Source organism: Minwuia sp., assembly GCF_048263705.1.
Taxonomy (GTDB): Bacteria; Pseudomonadota; Alphaproteobacteria; order Minwuiales; family Minwuiaceae; genus Minwuia.
The window spans coordinates 368,435-387,887 of the sequence record NZ_JBLXDV010000002.1 but is presented as its reverse complement, the minus strand read 5'-3'; the positions used below and the strand labels follow the sequence as shown (position 1 = coordinate 387,887).

Sequence of the window (19,453 nt, the reverse complement as noted above, 5' to 3'; positions counted from 1 at the left end):
GCAGGGGGGAGGCTATCGCAATGACGGAAATGTCGTTCGGACGGAATCTGGCGGAGATGGCTGAGAGCCAGCCCGACCGGATCGTGATCACGCACAACGACCAGACCTGGACTGCCCGGGACTTTCATCGCTTCACCAACCGCCTGGCGCGCGATTATCAGCGGCTGGGCGTGAAGCGGAACGATCTGGTGACGATCGCACTGCCGAACGGCTGGGAGTTCATGGCTGCCTGCTGGGCGACATGGAAGGCCGGTGCGACGCCCCAGCCCGTGTCCGCCCGGCTGCCCAGGTTCGAACGCGATGCGATCATAGAGGTGGCGGAGGCGGCGCTGGTCGTTGGTTCCAGCGATCCGTCGCCAAACGGTTGTCCGGTTCTGTCTGTTGGCCATGATCCCCAGAGCGACGACGAGTCCGATCTGGAAGACCTCTGGCCCGATCGCTGGAAAGCCCCGACGTCCGGCGGATCGACCGGACGTCCGAAGCTGATCGTCGATGCCAATCCGGCTTTGTATGACTTCGACCAGGCGATGCTGAACGGCAAGGATGTGACCTGGCTGGAGCAGCGCCCCTTCGAGACGCATCTTGTGGTCGGACCGTTGTATCACAACGGCCCCTTCAGTTTCGCCATGCAGGCGTTCCTGCGCCGCAATCACATCGTCATCGCCGATCGGTTCGATGCGGAAGACACGCTGCGGCTGATTGAGCATCACAGGGCCAACTGGATGATGATGGTGCCGACGATGATGCACCGCATATGGCGGCTGCCCGAGGACGTCCGGAACGGCTACGACCTTTCCAGCCTGCGCGTGATGCTGCACCTGGCGGCCCCCTGTCCGCCGTGGCTGAAGGAAGAATGGATCAACTGGCTGGGCGCGGACCGGATCTTCGAACTGATGGGCGGGACCGAAGCGACCGGCGTCACCTGGATCACGGGTGAGGAATGGATGAGCCACAAGGGCTCGGTCGGACGTCTGAAACCCGGCTCGTCGATGAAGATCGTGCGGGATGACGGCTCGGAAGCGGCAGTGGGCGAGGTGGGCGAGGTCTTTTTCCTGCCCGATGGCGGACAGGGTTCGACCTATACCTATCTGGGCGCGGAATCGAAGGCCATCGACGGTGGCTGGGAGAGCCTTGGCGACATGGGTTACGTCGATGAGGAAGGTTATCTGTATCTGACCGACCGGCGTGCCGACATGATCCTGTCGGGCGGCGCCAACATCTATCCCGCCGAGGTCGAGGCCGCCATCGAGCTTTTCCCCGGCGTGCGGTCCTGTGTCGTCATCGGTTTGCCCGACGACGATCTGGGCAATCGCGTCCATGCCATTGTCGATGCGCCGGACGGCTTGGACGAGGACGGGTTGCGTGCGTTTCTCGCCGAACGGCTTGTCCGCTACAAGATTCCGCGCAGCTTCGAAGCCAGCGACGACGGCCCGCTGCGCGACGACGCGGGCAAGGTGCGGCGCAAGAACCTGCGGGCCGACCGTCTGGCGTGAGACCCTATCCCCTGCTCACCTTGTAGCCGACGCTTTCGCGGTCCCATGTCGCGTCGGACAGGCCGCGGTCCCGCAGCTTGTTCTTCTGGATCTTCGACGACGGTGTCTTCGGAATTTCGTCGATGAACTCGATGAAGCGCGGCACGGCGAAATAGGGCATGCGCGGCGCGCAGAAATCCAGCAGCGCCACGGGGTCCGGCGCCTCGGCACCCGGTTCCAGCACGATGCAGGCCAGCACTTCGTCCTCGCCGCCCTGTTCGGCTTTCACCGCCACCGCCGCGACCTCCGCGACAGCCGGGTGATCCAGCAGCACCGCTTCGACCTCGTAGGACGAGATGTTCTCGCCCCGGCGGCGGATGGTGTCCTTGATCCGGTCGATGTACCACAGATAGCCGCGCTCATCGAAGCGCGCCGCGTCGCCGGTGTGGAACCAGAGATTGCGCCAGGTTTCGGCGGTGCGGTCGGGCATCCCCTGATAGCCCTGCATGAAGCAGAACGGTTCCTTCGGGCGCACCAGAATCTCGCCGACCTCGCCCGTGGGCAGGGCTTCGTCGGTTTCCGGATCGGCCACGATCACCTCGAAGTATTCGTCCCAGACCTTGCCCGAACAGCCGGCCTCGTTGGGGGCGTCGAACGGACGCCAGACCGGCAGGTTGCACTCGGTCATGCCGAACAGCTCGACGAACTTGTCCACCCCGAAACGTTTGCCCAGCGTGTTCATCGTCTCCTGCGTGACCGGCAGGGCGCAGAGCGCGCGCAGACCATTGTCCGCATCATTGTCCCGGCTCGGCTGACTGAGCACGAAATCATTCATCACGCCCAGCAGGTTGGTGACGGTGATGTCGTACTTGCGGATATCGTCGATCCAGTTGCCGGGCTTGAAGGTCTTCATCATGACCGCGCTGCCGCCCGCCATCATGGTGCCGTAGGTCTGCATCAGGATGCCCTGCGCATGGAACAGCGGCATGCAGATGTAATAGCGGTCGGCTTCCGTCAGCTTCATGGACAGCTTCATCGATTCGCCCACCAGATGCAGGTGGCCGTGCGGCATCAGCACCGCCTTGGAAGGGCCGGTCGTGCCGGAGGTGAACATGATCATGCCGATGTCGCGATAGGTGACCTCATGGTCGATGTCGGCGTCGGACCCGCCTTCCAGTTCGGCGTAGTCGCGGACGGTGATCCTTGCGAAGTCGGGTCTGTCGGCGGGGATGCCCCCCATGACGTAGACGGTCTTCAGGTCGGGTATCGTGTCCTCGATATCGGCGATCCAGGACAGGAATTCAGGCTCGACGACGGCGATCTTCGACTGTGTGTTGGTCATGACGTGTGTCAGGAAGCGGCCCTTGTAGGCCGTGTTGACGGCCACCGCCGCCGCGCCGATGCGGGTCAGCCCCACCCAGCACCACAGGTACTCCAGCCGGTTGTGCAGCATCAGGATGACCTGCTCGCCCGCCACGACGCCGATCTCCCTGAAGGCGTTGCCCATGGCGTTGGCAGCGCGGTGCGCGGCCGCATACGTGTAGGGCTCACCATCCTCGAACTGGATGAAGGGGCGATCCCCCCGCTCGCGGGCCTGCCGGGCAAGTGTCTTGCCGATCACCCAGTCTGTCTTGTCGGCGTTCATGTGCTCCCTCCCCGGAACATGTAGAAATTCAGCGGATCATACTATAGTCCGGCGGCAAACCGGAAAACCGGTGCATGATCTGGGAGGCGATCCTGAACGACACGATCTCAATTGCCGTACTGCCGGGCGACGGCATCGGCCCCGAAGTCATGGTGCCCGCACTTGCGGTCCTGCATCACGCGGCGAAACTGTACGGGTTCAATGTGGCGGCGCTGGAACACCCGGCGGGTGCGGGCAATTATCGCGACCACGGATCGGCGCTGCCGCAGTCGACCATCGACGCCGTGGCCGAAGCGGACGCCACGCTGCTGGCGGCGATGGGCCTGCCGGACGTGCGCTATGCGGACAATACCGAGATCGTGCCGCAGATCGACCTGCGCGAGATCTTCGGCCTGTACGGGGGCATCCGCCCGATCCGTGCCTGGCTGCCGGACGCCGTCCCGTTGAAGGATCCCCGCGCTGCCGACATCGACTTCGTGCTGGTCCGCGAATCGACCGAAGGCCTGTTTGTCGGGCGCGGCAAGGAGCAGACGGACGGCGACCGCGCGGTGCGCGATATCATGGAGGTCACGCGCGAGACCTCGGAAAAGCTGTTCCACTTCTCGTTCCGGCTGGCGCAGCAGCGCCGCAAGCACCTCACCCTGGTAGACAAGGCGAACGTGCTCGGATCGATGGCCTTTTTCCGCCGCATCTTCGACGAGGTGGCCGAACACTATCCCGACGTGACAACCGAACGCGCCTATGTGGACGCGATGGCCATGTGGATGGTGCAGCGGCCTTGGGACTTCGACGTGATGGTGACCGAGAACATGTTCGGCGACATCCTTTCCGATCTGGCCGCCGGTCTGGTCGGCGGGCTGGGCCTCGCACCTTCGGGCGACATCGGTGACGATTGCGCCATCTTCCAGCCGAGCCATGGCACCGCGCCGGACATCATGGGCCAGGGTATCGCCAATCCCAACGCGATGATCCTCTCCGCCGCGCTGATGCTCGACTGGCTGGGCCGCAAGCGCGAGGACGACCGCATGGTGAAGGCCGGTGCCTGCATCGAGGCGGCGGTGCAGGCGGCCCTGCGTTCCGGTAAGGCGCTGACGGGCGATCTGGGCGGATCGGCCAGCACATTCGACGCGGGCGAAGCTGTCATCGTCGAGATGAAAGTCTGAGCGTGCGCATGGACCTGAACTGTCATCCCCGTTTTCGCGGATGCGAAACACGGGGATCGTTCCGACCCGGCCATTTCCTGATCCCGATCCCCGCGCAAGCCGTTGGCTTGACGGGATGACACACGTTCTGACGACATGAGCGCATCTTTCAGGGTTCTCGGCGTCGGGGCGGGTTATTTCAGCCAGTTCCACTATGAAAGCTGGAAGCGGCTGGAAGGTGTCCAACTGACCGGGATCTGCGATCTGGACCGGGCACGGGCCGAGGGCATTGGCGGCGCGCCTGTGTTCGATGATCTGACCGACGCGCTGCAGCAGGCCAGCCCCGATCTGGTCGACATCATCACCCCGCCCGCAACCCGGCTGGCGGTGGCGACACAGGTGGCCGAGGCGGGTCTGCCGATGATCGTGCAGAAGCCGCTGGCGGATGATCTGAAGGGCGCGCGGGCGATTGCCGATCTGGCTTCCGAGACCGGGGTCACCATGCTGGTGCACGAGAACTTCCGCTTTCAGCCCTGGTACCGCGAGGCGCGCAGGCTGCTGGATCAGGGCCTGCTGGGCGCGCCGGTGGCAATCCGGTTTCATCTTCGGCCCGGTGACGGGCGCGGACCGGACGCCTACATGGCGCGCCAGCCCTATTTCCAGCAGATGAAGCGGTTCCTCATCCACGAGACCGGCATCCACTTCATCGATACGTTCCGCTATCTGATGGGCGAGGTCGGCGAGGTCTTTGCCGATCTGCGTCGTCTCAACCCGGTGATCGCAGGGGAGGATGCGGGGATCGTGCTGTTCCGCTTCGCCAGCGACGCCCGCGGCACCTTCGATGGCAACCGGCTGGGCGAGTTCGAGGCCGGAAACCCGCGCCTGACCATGGGCGAGATGGTGCTGGAAGGGACAGAGGCCCGTCTCAGGCTCTCAGGCGACGGCGGACTGTGGCTGAAGCCCAACGGCCAGGCAGAGCGTCCGCACGCATATTCCTGGAACGACAACGGGTTCGGCGGCGATTGCGTACACGCCTTCCAGCAACACGCGCTGGCGCATTTCAGGGACGGTGCCGACGCCGAGACCACGGTGCAGGACTATCTGCGCAACGTCGAGATCGAGGAGGCGATTTACCGGTCCAACGACGCGGGGCGCTGGATCGCGATCTGACTCAGGGTTCGCAACTCATGCCCGGTGTACCATCGGTGCGGAACACGCTGTAGACGGCCTGGCGCATCGCAGTGCGCACCAGCATCCGGTCGCTGGTGGTCTGGATCATCACGATGACGATCAGATCGTTGACCGGGTCCACCCAGAACGTCGTGCCCGCAAAACCGCCCCAGTAGTAGGTGCCGACAGGTCCGCTCAGGCCGCTCGAATCCTGCTCCAGCTTGACGGCAACCCCCAGGCCGAAGCCATGGCCTCCGCCGGGGATGAAATACTTGCCCTTCTTCAGACCCGCGCTGAACAGGTGATCGCGGGTCATCGTCTCCACCGTTTCGGGCTGCAGCAGACGGACACCGTCCAGTTCGCCGCCGTTGCGCAGCATGCGCGTGAACCGGTGATAATCGTCGATGGTCGAAGCCAGCCCGCCGCCGCCGGATTCGAAAGCCCGGTCTTCGGTGTAGTCGGGCAGGGGCGTGGTGCCGTTGACGATACGGTCGCGATCCGCCGCCGGTATCCGGAAGTGCGTGTCCGTCATCTTCAGCGGATCGAGGATCATCTCGTGCAATGCGGCGCCCAGCGTCCTGCCGGTCACCACCTCGATCACGCGGCCCAGCACATCCGTCGAGACGGAATATTCCCAGACCGTGCCCGGCTGATGTTCCAGCGGCAGCTTCGACAGCTTGTCCACCAGTTCGGCGTTGGTGTCCTGCCATGACCCGACGTCGGCGCCCTGATAGGCCAGCCGCGTCTGGCCGAAACCGAAGAAGCCGTATGTGAATCCCGACGTGTGCCGCATCAGGTCGCGGATCGTGATGGGCTGCCGGGCGGGCTCGGTCCCCGTCAGGGTGCTGACGCTCAGGTCCGACAGGTGCGGCAGGTATTTCGAGACCGGATCGTCCAGCGACAGCCGGTCCTGCTCGACCAGCATCAGCGCGGCGACCGACGTGATCGGCTTGGTCATGGAATAGATGCGGTAGATGGCGTCAGCAGGCAGCGGCCGTTCATCGGTGACATCGGCATTCAGGTCGCCGATCACCCGGTCGAAGACGGTCTGTCCCCGGTGATCGATCCGGACCGCCATGCCCGGCGCGACGCCGTTCGCCACCAGCTGCTGCATCCGGGTTTCGATGCCGGTGAAGCAGGACGCGGCGGCCTGCACGACCGGCGCGACGACCAGCACAAGTGTGAAAATGGCGGTGGCCATCGTTCTCATCGCAACGGGCCCCTTTCCGGACAATCAGGCCTGAACGATCTCGGCGGCGCCTGTCTTCTCGCGGCGGCCGCGTTCGCTGGCGGACTTCAGCTGTCCGCAGGCGGCCATGATGTCCCGGCCGCGCGGGGTGCGCACGGGGCTGGAATATCCGGCGTCATTCACGATTTTCGCGAATTTCTCGATCGCTTCGGGCTTCGAACACGCATAGGGCGCACCGGGCCACGGATTGAACGGTATCAGATTGACCTTGGACGGAATGCCCTTGATCAGCCGCACCAGTTCGCGTGCCTCGGCCGGGCTGTCATTGATGCCGTCCAGCATGACATATTCCCATGTGATCCGGCGCGCATTGTTGGCGGCGGGATACGTCCGGCAGGCGTCCAGCAGTTCGCGGATCGGATGCTTGCGGTTGATCGGCACCAGCACGTCGCGCAGTTCGTCGTTCACCGCGTGCAGCGAGATCGCCAGATTGACCTCAAGCTCGCGCCCGCAGCGTTCGATCAGGGGCACGACACCGGATGTCGACAGGGTGATGCGGCGTTTCGACAGCGAGATGCCTTCGCCGTCCATCACGATCTTCAGGGCCTTGGCCACGTTCTCATAGTTCAGCAGCGGCTCGCCCATGCCCATCATGACGATGTTGGAGATCATCCGCTCGCCCCTGGGGCTCGGCCATTCGCCGATGGTGTCGCGGGCCACCAGCATCTGGGCGACGATCTCGCCGACGGTCAGGTTGCGCACCAGTTTCTGCGTGCCCGTATGGCAGAACGAACAGGTGAGCGTGCAGCCGACCTGACTGGAGACGCACAGCGCACCGCGATCTGCCTCGGGGATGTGGACCGTCTCGGCCTCGTGCCCGTCGGCGAATCGCATCAGCCACTTGCGCGTGCCGTCTTCCGACTGCTGATAGCTGCTGACCTCGGGCCGCCCGATGCGGAAGCGTTCGTGCAGGTCGGCGCGCCAGGCCTTGGAGATCGATGTCATCTCCGAAAAGTCCCGCGCACCGCGGTAATAGATCCAGTGGAAAAGCTGGTTCGCGCGCATCCGGACCTTCGAGGCGTCCTCGCCCGCATCCAGAAGGGCGGCGGCGATGTCGTCACGGTCCATGCCGATCAGATTGGGTCGGGCATCAAAACCGTCTGCCATCGGACGGTCGGACGCCCGGACTTCGGGGGCGATGGCCGCTTGCGTATGCTGATCGATCACTGGCAGGCCTTGGTGATGGCACCGTAGGCGGCCGTGAACCCCAGCAGTGAATAGGTGTCGGTGGTCTTCGTGCCCCGTCGCGACTTGCCTTCGACGCGCATGTCCCGTCCGGCCTTCATGGATCGCACCAGTTTCGAATCATCGTCCGGATCGGCGGTCCAGGCGCGCTCGCCGTCGGTACGCATGCCGTACTCGGCCGATCCGATGCGCGCGATCGCTTCCTCGCCCTCGGCGAACGGATAGCCGAGAATCATCGAAACCTCCCCCTTCACACCCTGGGAGGGACGATGCGAGACATAGAAATGTATGTCGCCCCGGTTCGCACCTTTGGGCAGCGATGTCTTCGGTGTTGAGGTGATGTAGCAGACCTTGCTGGATCCGCTGCGATAGACCCAGGCAGACCAGTCGCGGAATTCGCCGATGGTCTGCGGGGCGTTCTGCGCCAGTGCGGCTCCGGAAAGAAGCGTCAGCACCGCGGCAACTGTCAATGTCACTGCCTTTTTCATGACAGCGAACATAGAGGCCGAATGCGGCAATTTCCAGACGCGCTGGGCAATAAGGGCAGGTATCACCGAATTTGCGCATTTGTCGGCGCAGCTGTCTGGCGGTACATGCTGTGCGATCGGCGTTCGATCCCCGTCAGAAAGGTTCCGCCACGGTGCAGACCAGACCCAATACAGCACTGGGCGTCACGCTTCTGCTGCAGTCGGTGGCGGCCGCGCTGTTCATGACGACGGCCGTGCTGGCCCCGGCTTTGCCGCCGTCGCTCGGGCTGGATGAAGCGGGGATCGGGCTGTTCGGCGCGGTGACATTCTTCGGCGCCATGTTCGGCTCCCCTCTGGCGGCCATCTTCATCAGCCGCAGCGGCCCGGTCCGCCTCACGCAGGTTGGATTGCTGCTGTCGGCTGCCGGTCTGGCGGCGCTGTTGCTGCAAAGCTGGTGGGTGGCGCTGGCCGGGGCGCTGGTGATCGGGCTGGGGTACGGGCCGAACGCGCCGGGCGGTTCGCTGCTGCTGGCGCGGCACACGCCACCCGCCCGGCGCGGCCTCTACTTCTCGATCAAGCAGTCCGGCGTGCCCATCGGCGGCGCGTTGGTCGGCCTGTGTCTGCCGCTGCTGGAGGCGGCGTTCGGCTGGCAGGTCGCACTGGCCTTCGTGCTGGTCCTGACGGGAGCAACCGTCGTGCTGGTCCAGCCATGGCGCATCCTACTGGACATCGAACGCACACAGCCGAAACAGCCGCTGCAGGTCCGGTTCGGCGACGTCATCCCGCTGGAGGGCATGAAGGCGCACCCGCTGTTGCCGTTCATCTCGTTCACGGCGTTCGCCTACGGGGCCGGGCAGATGATCATGTTCACCTACACCGTGATCTTCCTGACCGAGCAGGCCGGGTTCACCCTGATCGATGCCGGCGTCGCCTATGCCGTGATGCAGGGCGCCAGTTTCGCCATGCGCATCGTCGCGGGCTGGGTCAACGACCGCTGGCGGCGTCCGCGTCCGCTGCTGGCGGCCTTCGGCGTGGTGACGGCCGTCGGGATCACCCTGCTGGCGCAGGTCGATGGCGGTACATCGTTTCCGGTGGTTCTGATGGTCGCGGGGCTGTGCGGCGCGGCGGCGGCGGGCTGGAACGGCGTCTATCTGGCGGAGGTCGCCCGGATCGTGCCGCACGAGAAGATCGCCGCGGCGACGGGCGCCACGGTCTTCTGCACCTATTTCGGACTGGTGGTCGGACCGGCCCTGTTCGGCCTTGCCGTCGATGCGGACGGGTACGGCCTGGCCTATGGCGGACTGGCGATCACGGCGCTGATCGGTGCCGCGGCCGTTTTCGCCCGCAAGCCGGTGCCCTGATGATCAGACCGGCGGCGTTTCAGCCAGCTCCACGGGAACGCCGGGCTCATACTTGGACTGACGGATGCCCAGCGACGTCTTGACGTGGCTGACATTCGGCGCGGCGGTGAGCTCGGTCGTCAGGAAATGCTGGTAGGCTTCCCAGTCCTTCGCCACCACCTTCAGCACGAAGTCGATCTCGCCGGCCAGCATCGTGCATTCGCGCACCAGCGGCCAGTTGCGCACCCGGTCCTCGAATGCGTTGAGATCCGCCTCCGACTGGTTCTCCAGTCCCACCATCGCAAACACGGTGACACCGAAGCCGAGCAGTTCCGGCGCAATATCGGCGTGATAGCCGCGAATGTAGCCGGCTTCCTCCAGGGCCCGCACCCGGCGCAGGCAGGGCGGCGCGGAAATGCCGACGCGGCGGGCCAGTTCGACATTCGTCATCCGGCCATCCTTCTGCAGGTCCGCGAGAATGCGCCGGTCGATGTCGTCGAGTTTTACACGCTGCATGTTCTGGAAAGCTCCGGGGAAGATTCGCGCAACATTATTTCGCGAACGCCGAAACCGCAACTGCTCATTCGGTATCGGGAAATGCGGCGGTCACTGCGGCCCGCGCAGCCAGCGCCAGAGCCTCTGCGTGCCGGACAACGCGCGGGCGCAGCCTGAGCGAAGACGGGCCGGGATCGCCTTCACATGGCGCATGCGCGTTTCGATCATCGGGCGATAGAGTGCCGCCGCGATGCCGACATTGATCAGACCGGCGTAGATGACGTCGAAGAAATAGTGCGATCCGTTCATCATGCGCATCGATCCGACCGCGACGCCGAACCAGAGGGCCACCCGGATCAGCTTCCGGCGCCTGCGCCCGGACGCGAAGGCGATCGGGATCGCGACCATGGCAAAGCCTGCTGCGGCATCGCCCGAAACGAAGGAACAGTTCCGCTCGCAGCCTGTGGCGGGCAGGATCGGCGGCTGATATTTCCTGTCACCGCCGAATTCGACGGTGTGCATCGGACGCGGACGGTCGAACCGGTCCTTCAGGATGTTGTTGGTTACCAGGCCCAGGCCGATGCCGATCACGGCGGCGACATAGATCACGCGCCGGATCGTCAGTCCGATGTGCGCCTGCTGGCGGGCACTGCGGATGGCCAGCACGACCACACCGCCGATCAGCACCCAGTAGAACATGGGCCGCAGCACGTCGTGGAACGCGGTGCCGACCCAGCTTTTCGTCAGCCAGAACGAGCCGTTGCCTTCGTAGAACAGGCTGGCGACCCAATGATCGATGGGAAAGAAGATGGCGATCGGGGCCAGAAACAGCGCGGCCGCGATGCAGATGTCGCGCATCCGCGTCAGTCCGGTGACCGGCGCGCTCATGCGGGGAAGGGTCCGACAGGTGCGCTGCGCCGGGCCAGAAAGCGCTGCAGCCACCAGGCCGTGAACGTGCCAAGCGCGGCGCCGGCAATCACGTCCGACAGGAAATGCGCGCCGATGGCGATTCGCCCCAGTCCGCCCAGAACCGCGCATCCGAACAGGAACAGCCGTGCCTTCGGAAACAGGACGCCCAGCGCGAACGCGGCGGTGAACAGGGTGGTCGTATGTCCGGACGGAAACGACTGCCAGCCCCAGTTGAAGGCGAACAGCGACCAGTCCGCAGTCAGCCCGGCGTCAAGATGCGACGGTCGCGCACGCCCGAAGATGATCTTGAAGATGTTGGCCAGAATGCCGGAAAGGGCGATGCAGGCGATCAGGTAGGCCTGCCCCCGGATCAGCCAGTGCAGCCGCAACCTTGTTTCCGGCCTGCCGGTCAACCGCAGCAGCATCAGGCAGCCCAGCATCCAGCAGCTTGCCGTGACCAGAAACCACTGGCTGTCGCCCATGTCCTCGAACCCGCGCAGCACGTCGAAGATCACGCTTTCGCCTTCGATCATCAGGCGCGAAAGCCACAGGTCGAACCACGCCGAGCCGACCACCGCGCTGATCAGGATCGCTTCGTAGAGGGCGATCTGCCAGCGTGTGAGATAGCGGCCTTCGGTCTCGGTGCGGCGGCGCGCGCCCGCCTCGGCAAGGGGATTGCCGGTCATGGCGAAGGGTCCGCGATGTAGAGCGTGATCAGCAAGCGTTTGCCCCGGGCGTAGTTGAAACCGTCGAGCGCGCCGACGGCCTGCACCTTCTGGCCGGTCTCCGCCACCCGGTCAAGGAAGGGCTGCCGCTGACGGGTCTCGACTGCCGCGACGCCGCACCGCGGTTCCGACGCCAGATGATCCGCCGTCGCCGCGCCGCCGACCAGACGGGTCCGCGTGTCCGTCAGGAAGACCAGGCTGGGTTCATTGAACCCGGCGCTGGCGAGCTTCGGGCGGTCGCAGCCTTCCATTACGGGCAGCATTCCGACCAGACGGGGTGAAATGAACACGGGCTCGAAGTTCGGCAAGAACCGGCCGAAGACGATGCCGGAGAACAGCAAGGCTCCGACCAGAATGACGACCAGATGCCGCGCCGATGCGCGGGCGGATCCGGCGATCCGCCATCCCGCCCAGATCACCGGCAGAAGAATCACGCCGGAGAACCAGAACGGGTCGACACCGGTGAGCCCGGTGTTCATGACCAGACCCGGCATGGCGAAGGCCAACGCCAGCGTGATGATGCTCCAAACACCCAGCGCCAGTGTGAAGCCCGCCTCTGAAAAGAACTTTGCCGGGTTCCTGAATGAGCTGATCAGTTCGCCCAGGCCATTGCCATGCAGGAAGGTCCGGTCGCGCGTCTGAAATTCGTACAGGGCTGCGGCGGCCAGGATGGCCAGCGCCGGATAGGCCGGCAGGATGTAGTGCGCCAGCTTGGTCGGCGTCAGGGCAAAGACGACCCAAGTGACCAATACCCAGCCGAGCAGGACCCAGACCTCAGCGCGCTTCCGGTTGCGCCAGATCCATGGCAACGCCAGCAGACCCAGCAGCGAGAACGGCCAGAAGGTCACCGGGGCCAGTACCAGGTAGAGACCGGGCGGCGCACCGTGACTTTCCTGACCGCTGGCCACCTTGGCGACCAGGTCCTTGCCGACGGATTCGGCGAAAAACCCGCCATCGGAAATGACCGTGATTGCAATGTACCAGGGTGCCGCGATCAGCAGGAACAGAAACACGCCGGTCAGCGGGCGCAGGCGCCCGAGCCAGCGCAGGTCCCGTTCGCGCCAGCTTGCGGCCGCAACGAACCCGACAACCGGCAGAAAGATCAGGGGGCCCTTGATCAAAAAGCCAAGACCTAGTGCGCCCCAGAAGCCATATGCGCTCGCCATCGGTCGCGATCGCTGCTGCCAGACCCGGATCAGACAGGCCAGTGCGGCCATGGTCGCGGCCAGCAGCATGGCATCGGTCTTCGCGGTTCGGGCCTCGACATTCAGCAGCACCGATGCCGCCATGATCACACCCGCAACGAACCCGACACCGGTCCCGAACAGCATGCTACCGATGGCCGCTGTCAGCACCACCGCGGCAACCGCGCCGACCAGCGACGGGATGCGGTACGCCCAGATGCTGTCGACCGCGCCCGTGACCTTCACCGCGGCGACCTGCATCCAGTAGATGCCGGCGGGTTTCTTGTGACGGGGGTCGTCCTGAAAGCGGATGTCGATGAAGTCGCCGGTTTCGATCATCTGTTTCGACGCCTGCGCAAACCGGCTCTCGTCCCGATCGATCGGCGGCAAGGTTGCGAATCCCGGCAGGAAAAAGGCCAGCGCGATCAGGGTCAGAAGACCGTACCGCCATGTTGCAGGCCATTCTCCGATCCGGTCTATGAGGGATGCCGGGGTCATACGAAAAACCGCCAAGACGTGGTCATCCCCGTTTTGCGCAGCAAACACGGGGATCGGGTACGTGAGGACACTCTGTCAACGCAGTACCGCCATGGGATTTGGCGAGGTTGCGCCATTCCGGGTTGAGCGCCTCGATGGCGTCGAATTTCTGTGCGCGTGTCCACCGTTTGATCCTTTTCTCACGACGTACAGCGTTGTCAAATTCAGCATGTGTTTCGTACCAGACGAGATGTTTGATGCTGTAGCGGTTTGTGAAGGAGTTTGGAATGCCGGCGCAATGCTGCTGACACCTTCGGACGAGATCGGACGTCATTCCGACGTAGAACGCACCGTATTTCGCGTTGGTGAGGAGATAGACGTAGTAATACTTCATACGTACAGCTTACTCACCAACCGATCCCCGAGTCCCGCCGGCGGCGTGATCGGGGATGACAAACCTTTCGGTGCCTCAGTCCGCGCCCGGGAACCGGCGTTTCTCGCGCCAGATGAAATAGAGGTTGCGTGCGTAGATGAAGATGCCGGTCGACTGCCCAAGCATCAGCACAGGATCTTCCCGTAGTACACCATAGATGAACATCAGGACGCCGCCGCAGATCGAGAAGTACCAGAACATCTCCGGCACGACCGATCGCTTGGCCTTTTCCGAGACGATCCACTGCACCAGAAACCGCATGAAGAACATGGACTGCGCGATCAGACCGAAGATCAGAAGCCAGGCTTCGATCCCGGTCATGCGGCCCCACCATTCGGTCACGGTCTCGATCATCGCGTGACCTCGGTGGCCTTCGGGTTCCGTGTGCGCTTGCGCAGCCATATGAAACCGAGCAGATCGAACGCCCCGTCCAGACCGCGCTTCCAGTTGGTGTATTTCGAACTGCCGGTCGAGCGGTCGCGGTCGCCGATCTCCACCATCTGCGTCGTCCGTCCATAGAGCCCGAACGTGGCGGGCATGAACCGATGCATGGTCGCGAAGAACGGCAGTTGCAGATAGTTTTCCCGCCAGAAGGCCTTCAGACCGCAACCCGAATCGGGGCAGTCGTCCTTCAGGGCCCATTGCCGGACCGCGTTGGCGAACCGGCTGGCGAACTTGCGGCTGCCCGTCGCTTTTCGGCCCTTGCGCCAGCCGTTGACCAGGGCGGGCTCGGCATCCGGACTCTTCGCCAGCGCCGCCAGCAGGTCCGGAATGTCGGCGGGTGGGTTCTGACCGTCGCCATCCATGGTCACGATGATTTCCGACCGTGCGGCTCGGACACCGGACCGCACCGCCGCGCTCTGGCCCGACCGCACATCGTGGCGCAGCACGCGCAGCATTGGCACGTCGGCCATGGTGGCCTGCAGTTCTGCGGGCGTGGCGTCATCGGAGCCATCGTCGATGACGATGATCTCGGCTGGCGGATCCGTTTCGAGCAGGTCGTGAATTTCCCGCACCAGTGCGCCGATATTGCCGGCTTCGTTCATGGCTGGGATCACGACGGCATAATTTGTCATGGCATACCGTTTGGACAGACGCGCCGCCTATGCCAGATTTGGGCGGCGACGTCCAATGCTGCAACGCGGCAGACGGCACGCGTTATCCGTCCGGAGTAACCGAATTGACCGCACGCATCATTGAAGTCATCGCCGAAGATCGCCAGACCGAGCGCATTCGCAGTCTCAGTCAGGCCAGCGGTGCCGACGACGTCATCGTCGGGGCGCTGACCGACGACGGGCGGCGTGTCGTCCGGATCGCCTGTGGCACGCTGGATCGCCAGAAGCTGCTGGACGCGCTGCAGATGACGCTGTCGACCACGGCGAACTGGCGGATCATCATCCTGCCGGTCGAGGCGACCCTGCCGATGCTGGACGAGGACAAGCACGACACCGAGAAAGCCAAGAAGAAGCGCATCACCGGCGGCCTGAGCCGGGAAGAACTGGGCAACCAGATTGCGAGAGGTGCCGAACTCGACAAGAATTTCGGCCTGCTGGTAGCGCTCTCGGCGGTGGTCGCCACCATCGGCCTGATGGAAGACAATGTGGCCGTCGTGATCGGTGCCATGGTGATCGCACCGCTTCTGGGTCCGAATCTGGCGCTGGCCTTCGGTTCGGCAGTCGGCGATTTCGAGATGATCCGCAAGGCGATGATGACCAACGCGGTCGGTGTCGCGCTGACCCTGGCCTTCAGCATCGGCATCGGGCTGCTGTTCGAGATCAACCTGGACTCCGAGGAGTTGCTGTCGCGCACGTCGGTCAACCTCAGCTCCATCGCGGTTGCGCTCGCCTCCGGGTCCGCCGCCGCCCTGTCGCTGACGACGGGACTGTCGGCGACGCTGGTGGGCGTCATGGTGGCGGTGGCGCTGCTGCCGCCCGCGGCGACGGTGGGGATCCTGCTGGGCTGGCAGCAGTTCGCCCTGGCCGCGGAGGCGCTGCTGCTGCTGGCCGTCAATGTGGTCTGTGTGAACCTGTCGGCGCAGGTCGTTTTTCGCGCGAAAGGCATTCGCCCCCGCACCTGGTTCGAGGCCGAGAAGGCGAAATGGTCCACCCGCATCAACATGGGCATATGGGCCGGGCTGCTGATCGGGCTGGCGTTGATCATCATCTTCAATTCGAACGTCGGGGAGGAGTTGAATATCGAGCAGTTGAGACAGAATTCGAATTGACGCCGGTACAACGTCCTGCGGCTCCGGTAACGGGTGACAAGCGGCGTGCGGCGTCATAGAAAGCGGCGGAACGACATTCAATCTTCGACCGGAAGGGGAAAGACATGGCCCGTAAGAAAATCGCTCTCATTGGCGGCGGCAACATCGGCGGCACGCTGGCGCATCTGGCCGCGATGAAGGAACTGGGCGACGTTGTCGTCTTCGACATCGTCGAGGGACTGCCGCAGGGCAAGGCGCTGGATCTGGCCGAAAGCGCGCCGGTCGAAGGCTTCAACGCCGGGATGTCGGGCACGCAGGATTATGCCGACATTGCGGGTGCGGACGTGATCATCGTGACCGCCGGTGTCGCGCGCAAGCCGGGCATGAGCCGCGACGACCTCCTGGGCATCAACATCAAGGTGATGGGCCAGGTCGGCGAGGGCATCAAGAAATACGCCCCCGACGCCTTCGTCATCTGCATCACCAATCCGCTGGATGCGATGGTCTGGGTGCTGCAGAAGGCCTGCGGCCTGCCGAAGAACAAGGTCGTCGGCATGGCCGGCGTGCTGGATTCGGCCCGTTTCCGCTTCTTCCTGGCCGAAGCCATGGACGTCTCGGTGGAGGATGTCACGGCGTTCGTGCTGGGCGGTCATGGCGACACCATGGTGCCGTCGACCCGCTACACCACGGTGGCCGGCATCCCGATGCCCGACCTGGTCGAGATGGGCTGGATCAGCCAGGACAAGCTGGACCAGATCGTGCAGCGCACCCGCGACGGTGGTGCCGAGATCGTCGGCCTGCTGAAGACCGGCTCGGCCTTCTACGCCCCGGCGACCGCCGCGATCCAGATGGCCGAGGCCTATCTGGGCGACCAGAAGCGCGTGCTGCCCTGCGCCGCCTATCTGGACGGCCAGTTCGGTGTCGATGATCTGTACGTCGGCGTGCCGGTGGTGATCGGGGCCGACGGTGTCGAACGCGTGGTCGAAATCAACCTCAACGACGAGGAAAAGGCCGGTTTCGACAAGTCCGTCGACGCCGTGCGCGGTCTGGTCGATGCCTGCAAGGGAATCGATCCCAGCCTGGCGTGACCACGTGAGGCGTGTCGATCCGGGTGTGACGCAGACTGACGCATTGCACCTGACCGACGACGGCTTTAGGTTAACGATCCGGTTGCGGCAAAGAAGCGTCGCGACCGGATTTCTTTGTCTCGGAACCAGATTCGGAACCGCATCACACAATGAACATTCATGAATATCAGGCGAAGGCCCTGCTTCGGCAGTATGGCGTCGCAACCCCGAAGGGCCATCCGGCCCTGACGGTGGACGAAGCGGTCGAGGCCGCGGAAGAACTGGGCGGCCCGGTCTGGGTCGTCAAATCCCAGATTCACGCGGGCGGTCGCGGTGCCGGCCACTTCAAGTCGGACCCCGACGGCAAGGGCGGCGTGCGCGTCTCCAAGTCGGTCGACGAGGTCCGCAAGAACGCCGAGGAAATGCTGGGCCAGACCCTGGTCACCAAGCAGACCGGCGAGGCGGGCAAGGAAGTTCAGCGCCTCTATATCGAGGATGGCTGCGACATCGCCCGGGAACTGTACCTGTCGGTGCTGCTGGATCGGGGCACCAGTTCGATCACCTTCATGGCCTCCGCCGAGGGCGGCATGGACATCGAGGAAGTGGCCGAGAACAGCCCGGAGAAGCTGATCCACGTGCGGGTCGATCCGGTGGCCGGCATCTCCGGCTTTCACGCGCGCAAGATCGCGTTCTTCCTGGGCCTGGAAGGCGATCAGGTGAAATCGGCCACGAAATTCATCATGGCGCTGTATCAGGCTTTCGTCGATCTGGACGCCAGCCTGGTGGAGATCAACCCGCTGGTCGTGACCGGCGGGGGCGAGGTCATCGCGCTGGATGCGAAGATGAACTTCGACGACAACGCCCTGTTCCGCCACAAGAACGTGGCCGAACTGCGCGACGTGACCGAAGAGGATCCGATGGAGGTGAAAGCCTCGGAATACGATCTGAACTATGTGAAGCTGGACGGCGAGATCGGCTGCATGGTGAACGGCGCGGGCCTGGCGATGGCCACCATGGACATCATCAAGCTGTATGGCTCCGAACCGGCCAACTTCCTGGACGTGGGCGGCGGCGCGACGAAGGAGAAGGTCACCGAGGCCTTCAAGATCATCCTGTCCGATCCCAACGTGAAGGGCATTCTGGTGAATATCTTCGGCGGCATCATGCGCTGTGACGTGATCGCCGAGGGTGTGGTTGCCGCTGCGCGCGAGGTCGAACTGGACAAGCCCCTTGTGGTTCGTCTGGAAGGCACCAATGTCGAGCAGGGCAAGAAAATCATGGCCGAGTCGGGGCTGACCATCGTCGCCGCCGACAATCTCGGCGATGCAGCGGAAAAGGTCGTCAAGGCCGTGAAGGAGGCCGCATAAATGGCAGTTCTGGTCAACAAGGACACGAAGGTCATCTGCCAGGGCTTTACCGGCAATCAGGGCACCTTCCATTCGGAACAGGCGATCGCCTACGGCACCAAGATGGTCGGCGGCACCAGCCCCGGCAAGGGCGGCACGGAACATCTGGGCCTGCCGGTCTTCAACACGGTGGCCGATGCGAAGGAACGCACCGGCGCGAATGCATCCGTGATCTATGTCCCGCCGCCGTTTGCGGCGGACGCGATCCTGGAAGCCATCGATGCCGAGATCGAGCTGATCACCTGCATCACCGAAGGCATTCCGGTGCTGGACATGGTCAAGGTCAAAGCGGCGCTGCAGCGGTCGAAAAGCCGTCTGATCGGCCCGAACTGCCCCGGCGTCATCACGCCGGACGAATGCAAGATCGGCATCATGCCGGGCCACATCCATCGTCGGGGCACCGTCGGCATTGTCTCGCGGTCGGGTACGCTGACCTATGAGGCGGTGGCACAGACCACCGCTGCCGGGCTGGGTCAGACCACATGCATCGGCATCGGCGGCGATCCGGTGAACGGCACCAATTTCATCGACTGCCTGGACCTGTTCCTCGGCGACGACGAGACCGAAAGCATCATCATGATCGGCGAGATCGGCGGCACCGCGGAAGAAGAGGCAGCCGAGTTCCTGAAGAAGTCGAAGGTGAAGAAGCCGGTCGTCGGCTTCATCGCCGGTGTGACCGCGCCTCCGGGCCGTCGCATGGGCCATGCCGGGGCGATCATCGCCGGCGGCAAGGGCGGTGCCGAAGACAAGATGGACGCCATGCGATCTGCCGGGATTTCGGTCTCGCCGTCGCCTTCGGCGCTCGGGACGACGCTGGTGGAGAAGCTGAAGGGTTAAGGGGCTGTAAAGTCTGAGCGTGCTACCCGCCCCTGAGACAACAGACA

General features: G+C 64.2%; 19 protein-coding genes. 8 read left to right on the top strand and 11 right to left on the bottom strand.

Going from position 1 to position 19,453, the window contains the following annotated elements:
- Positions 1-20 precede the first annotated feature (20 nt).
- Entirely contained in the window at positions 21-1,493 is a 1,473-nt protein-coding gene (locus ACN0X7_RS04250; RefSeq protein WP_417514449.1) for an AMP-binding protein, read from the top strand.
- Between the two features lie 4 nt (positions 1,494-1,497).
- On the opposite strand, the gene ACN0X7_RS04245 is transcribed toward ACN0X7_RS04250, so the two are convergent.
- The gene (locus tag ACN0X7_RS04245) at positions 1,498-3,117 is read right to left on the bottom strand and encodes an AMP-binding protein (protein WP_417514447.1); all 1,620 of its coding nucleotides are present in this window, start codon (positions 3,115-3,117) and stop codon (positions 1,498-1,500) included.
- 74 nt (positions 3,118-3,191) lie between these two features.
- Between ACN0X7_RS04245 and ACN0X7_RS04240 the strand changes: the two genes are divergently transcribed.
- A complete protein-coding gene (locus ACN0X7_RS04240; protein ID WP_417514445.1) occupies positions 3,192-4,280 on the top strand; it encodes an isocitrate/isopropylmalate dehydrogenase family protein in 1,089 nt (362 codons plus the stop codon).
- Positions 4,281-4,415: 135 nt separating this feature from the next.
- Positions 4,416-5,429 (top strand): Gfo/Idh/MocA family protein, encoded by a 1,014-nt coding sequence (locus ACN0X7_RS04235; protein ID WP_417514443.1) that lies wholly within the window; start codon positions 4,416-4,418, stop codon positions 5,427-5,429.
- 1 nt (position 5,430) lies between these two features.
- On the opposite strand, the gene ACN0X7_RS04230 is transcribed toward ACN0X7_RS04235, so the two are convergent.
- Genes ACN0X7_RS04230 through ACN0X7_RS04220 form a run of 3 tightly spaced genes read right to left on the bottom strand, consistent with a single transcriptional unit; the run spans position 5,431 to position 8,339 of the window.
- A complete protein-coding gene (locus ACN0X7_RS04230; protein WP_417514441.1) occupies positions 5,431-6,630 on the bottom strand; it encodes a serine hydrolase domain-containing protein in 1,200 nt (399 codons plus the stop codon).
- A gap of 33 nt (positions 6,631-6,663) precedes the next feature.
- Positions 6,664-7,785 (bottom strand): 23S rRNA (adenine(2503)-C(2))-methyltransferase RlmN, encoded by a 1,122-nt coding sequence (gene rlmN, locus ACN0X7_RS04225; protein WP_417514439.1) that lies wholly within the window; start codon positions 7,783-7,785, stop codon positions 6,664-6,666.
- A 56-nt stretch (positions 7,786-7,841) separates the two neighbouring features.
- Entirely contained in the window at positions 7,842-8,339 is a 498-nt protein-coding gene (locus tag ACN0X7_RS04220; RefSeq protein WP_417514437.1) for an invasion associated locus B family protein, read from the bottom strand.
- Between the two features lie 164 nt (positions 8,340-8,503).
- Here ACN0X7_RS04220 and ACN0X7_RS04215 point away from each other — a divergent pair, with 164 nt between their 5' ends.
- A complete protein-coding gene (locus tag ACN0X7_RS04215) occupies positions 8,504-9,691 on the top strand; it encodes an MFS transporter (protein ID WP_417514435.1) in 1,188 nt (395 codons plus the stop codon).
- A gap of 3 nt (positions 9,692-9,694) precedes the next feature.
- Here ACN0X7_RS04215 and ACN0X7_RS04210 read toward each other — a convergent pair whose 3' ends face one another.
- The 7 genes from ACN0X7_RS04210 to ACN0X7_RS04180 all read right to left on the bottom strand — a co-directional run bounded on the left by ACN0X7_RS04210 (position 9,695) and on the right by ACN0X7_RS04180 (position 14,969).
- Complete coding sequence (locus ACN0X7_RS04210; RefSeq protein ID WP_417514433.1) at positions 9,695-10,186, bottom strand: Lrp/AsnC family transcriptional regulator; 492 nt, start codon at positions 10,184-10,186, stop codon at positions 9,695-9,697.
- 90 nt (positions 10,187-10,276) lie between these two features.
- Entirely contained in the window at positions 10,277-11,053 is a 777-nt protein-coding gene (locus ACN0X7_RS04205) for a phosphatase PAP2 family protein (protein ID WP_417514431.1), read from the bottom strand.
- Positions 11,050-11,760: a phosphatase PAP2 family protein gene (locus ACN0X7_RS04200; RefSeq protein WP_417514429.1), complete on the bottom strand. Its 711-nt coding sequence runs from the start codon at positions 11,758-11,760 to the stop codon at positions 11,050-11,052. Before ACN0X7_RS04200 ends, ACN0X7_RS04205 begins: the two co-directional genes overlap by 4 nt.
- Entirely contained in the window at positions 11,757-13,496 is a 1,740-nt protein-coding gene (locus tag ACN0X7_RS04195; RefSeq protein WP_417514427.1) for an ArnT family glycosyltransferase, read from the bottom strand. Before ACN0X7_RS04195 ends, ACN0X7_RS04200 begins: the two co-directional genes overlap by 4 nt.
- Positions 13,497-13,503: 7 nt before the next feature.
- On the bottom strand, positions 13,504-13,854 hold the full coding sequence (locus tag ACN0X7_RS04190) for a GIY-YIG nuclease family protein (protein ID WP_417514426.1): 351 nt from the start codon (positions 13,852-13,854) through the stop codon (positions 13,504-13,506).
- A 75-nt stretch (positions 13,855-13,929) separates the two neighbouring features.
- A complete protein-coding gene (locus tag ACN0X7_RS04185; RefSeq protein WP_417514424.1) occupies positions 13,930-14,247 on the bottom strand; it encodes a lipid-A-disaccharide synthase N-terminal domain-containing protein in 318 nt (105 codons plus the stop codon).
- Entirely contained in the window at positions 14,244-14,969 is a 726-nt protein-coding gene (locus ACN0X7_RS04180) for a glycosyltransferase family 2 protein (protein WP_417514422.1), read from the bottom strand. The genes ACN0X7_RS04185 and ACN0X7_RS04180 overlap by 4 nt, the downstream gene beginning before the upstream one ends.
- A 104-nt stretch (positions 14,970-15,073) precedes the next feature.
- On the opposite strand from ACN0X7_RS04180, the gene ACN0X7_RS04175 reads away from it, so the two are divergent.
- From ACN0X7_RS04175 to sucD, 4 genes are all read left to right on the top strand, one after another.
- Positions 15,074-16,117 carry a TIGR00341 family protein gene (locus tag ACN0X7_RS04175; RefSeq protein ID WP_417514420.1) on the top strand — a complete coding sequence of 348 codons (1,044 nt, stop codon included), beginning with the start codon at positions 15,074-15,076 and terminating at the stop codon, positions 16,115-16,117.
- 104 nt (positions 16,118-16,221) lie between these two features.
- Positions 16,222-17,184 (top strand): malate dehydrogenase, encoded by a 963-nt coding sequence (gene mdh / locus ACN0X7_RS04170; protein ID WP_417514418.1) that lies wholly within the window; start codon positions 16,222-16,224, stop codon positions 17,182-17,184.
- Between the two features lie 149 nt (positions 17,185-17,333).
- Positions 17,334-18,530 carry an ADP-forming succinate--CoA ligase subunit beta gene (gene sucC / locus ACN0X7_RS04165; protein ID WP_417514416.1) on the top strand — a complete coding sequence of 399 codons (1,197 nt, stop codon included), beginning with the start codon at positions 17,334-17,336 and terminating at the stop codon, positions 18,528-18,530.
- On the top strand, positions 18,531-19,406 hold the full coding sequence (gene sucD / locus ACN0X7_RS04160) for a succinate--CoA ligase subunit alpha (RefSeq protein ID WP_417514414.1): 876 nt from the start codon (positions 18,531-18,533) through the stop codon (positions 19,404-19,406).
- Positions 19,407-19,453 lie beyond the last annotated feature (47 nt).

Bases quoted from the DNA above. Each gene is read 5' to 3' on its own strand.
- ACN0X7_RS04250 (WP_417514449.1), top strand. From the start codon at position 21: ATGACGGAAATGTCGTTCGGACGGAATCTGGCGGAGATGGCTGAGAGC.
- ACN0X7_RS04245 (WP_417514447.1), bottom strand. From the start codon at position 3,117: ATGAACGCCGACAAGACAGACTGGGTGATCGGCAAGACACTTGCCCGG.
- ACN0X7_RS04240 (WP_417514445.1), top strand. From the start codon at position 3,192: ATGATCTGGGAGGCGATCCTGAACGACACGATCTCAATTGCCGTACTG.
- ACN0X7_RS04235 (WP_417514443.1), top strand. From the start codon at position 4,416: ATGAGCGCATCTTTCAGGGTTCTCGGCGTCGGGGCGGGTTATTTCAGC.
- ACN0X7_RS04230 (WP_417514441.1), bottom strand. From the start codon at position 6,630: ATGGCCACCGCCATTTTCACACTTGTGCTGGTCGTCGCGCCGGTCGTG.
- rlmN (WP_417514439.1), bottom strand. From the start codon at position 7,785: ATGGCAGACGGTTTTGATGCCCGACCCAATCTGATCGGCATGGACCGT.
- ACN0X7_RS04210 (WP_417514433.1), bottom strand. From the start codon at position 10,186: ATGCAGCGTGTAAAACTCGACGACATCGACCGGCGCATTCTCGCGGAC.
- ACN0X7_RS04205 (WP_417514431.1), bottom strand. From the start codon at position 11,053: ATGAGCGCGCCGGTCACCGGACTGACGCGGATGCGCGACATCTGCATC.
- ACN0X7_RS04200 (WP_417514429.1), bottom strand. From the start codon at position 11,760: ATGACCGGCAATCCCCTTGCCGAGGCGGGCGCGCGCCGCCGCACCGAG.
- ACN0X7_RS04190 (WP_417514426.1), bottom strand. From the start codon at position 13,854: ATGAAGTATTACTACGTCTATCTCCTCACCAACGCGAAATACGGTGCG.
- ACN0X7_RS04185 (WP_417514424.1), bottom strand. From the start codon at position 14,247: ATGATCGAGACCGTGACCGAATGGTGGGGCCGCATGACCGGGATCGAA.
- ACN0X7_RS04180 (WP_417514422.1), bottom strand. From the start codon at position 14,969: ATGACAAATTATGCCGTCGTGATCCCAGCCATGAACGAAGCCGGCAAT.
- mdh (WP_417514418.1), top strand. From the start codon at position 16,222: ATGGCCCGTAAGAAAATCGCTCTCATTGGCGGCGGCAACATCGGCGGC.
- sucC (WP_417514416.1), top strand. From the start codon at position 17,334: ATGAACATTCATGAATATCAGGCGAAGGCCCTGCTTCGGCAGTATGGC.
- sucD (WP_417514414.1), top strand. From the start codon at position 18,531: ATGGCAGTTCTGGTCAACAAGGACACGAAGGTCATCTGCCAGGGCTTT.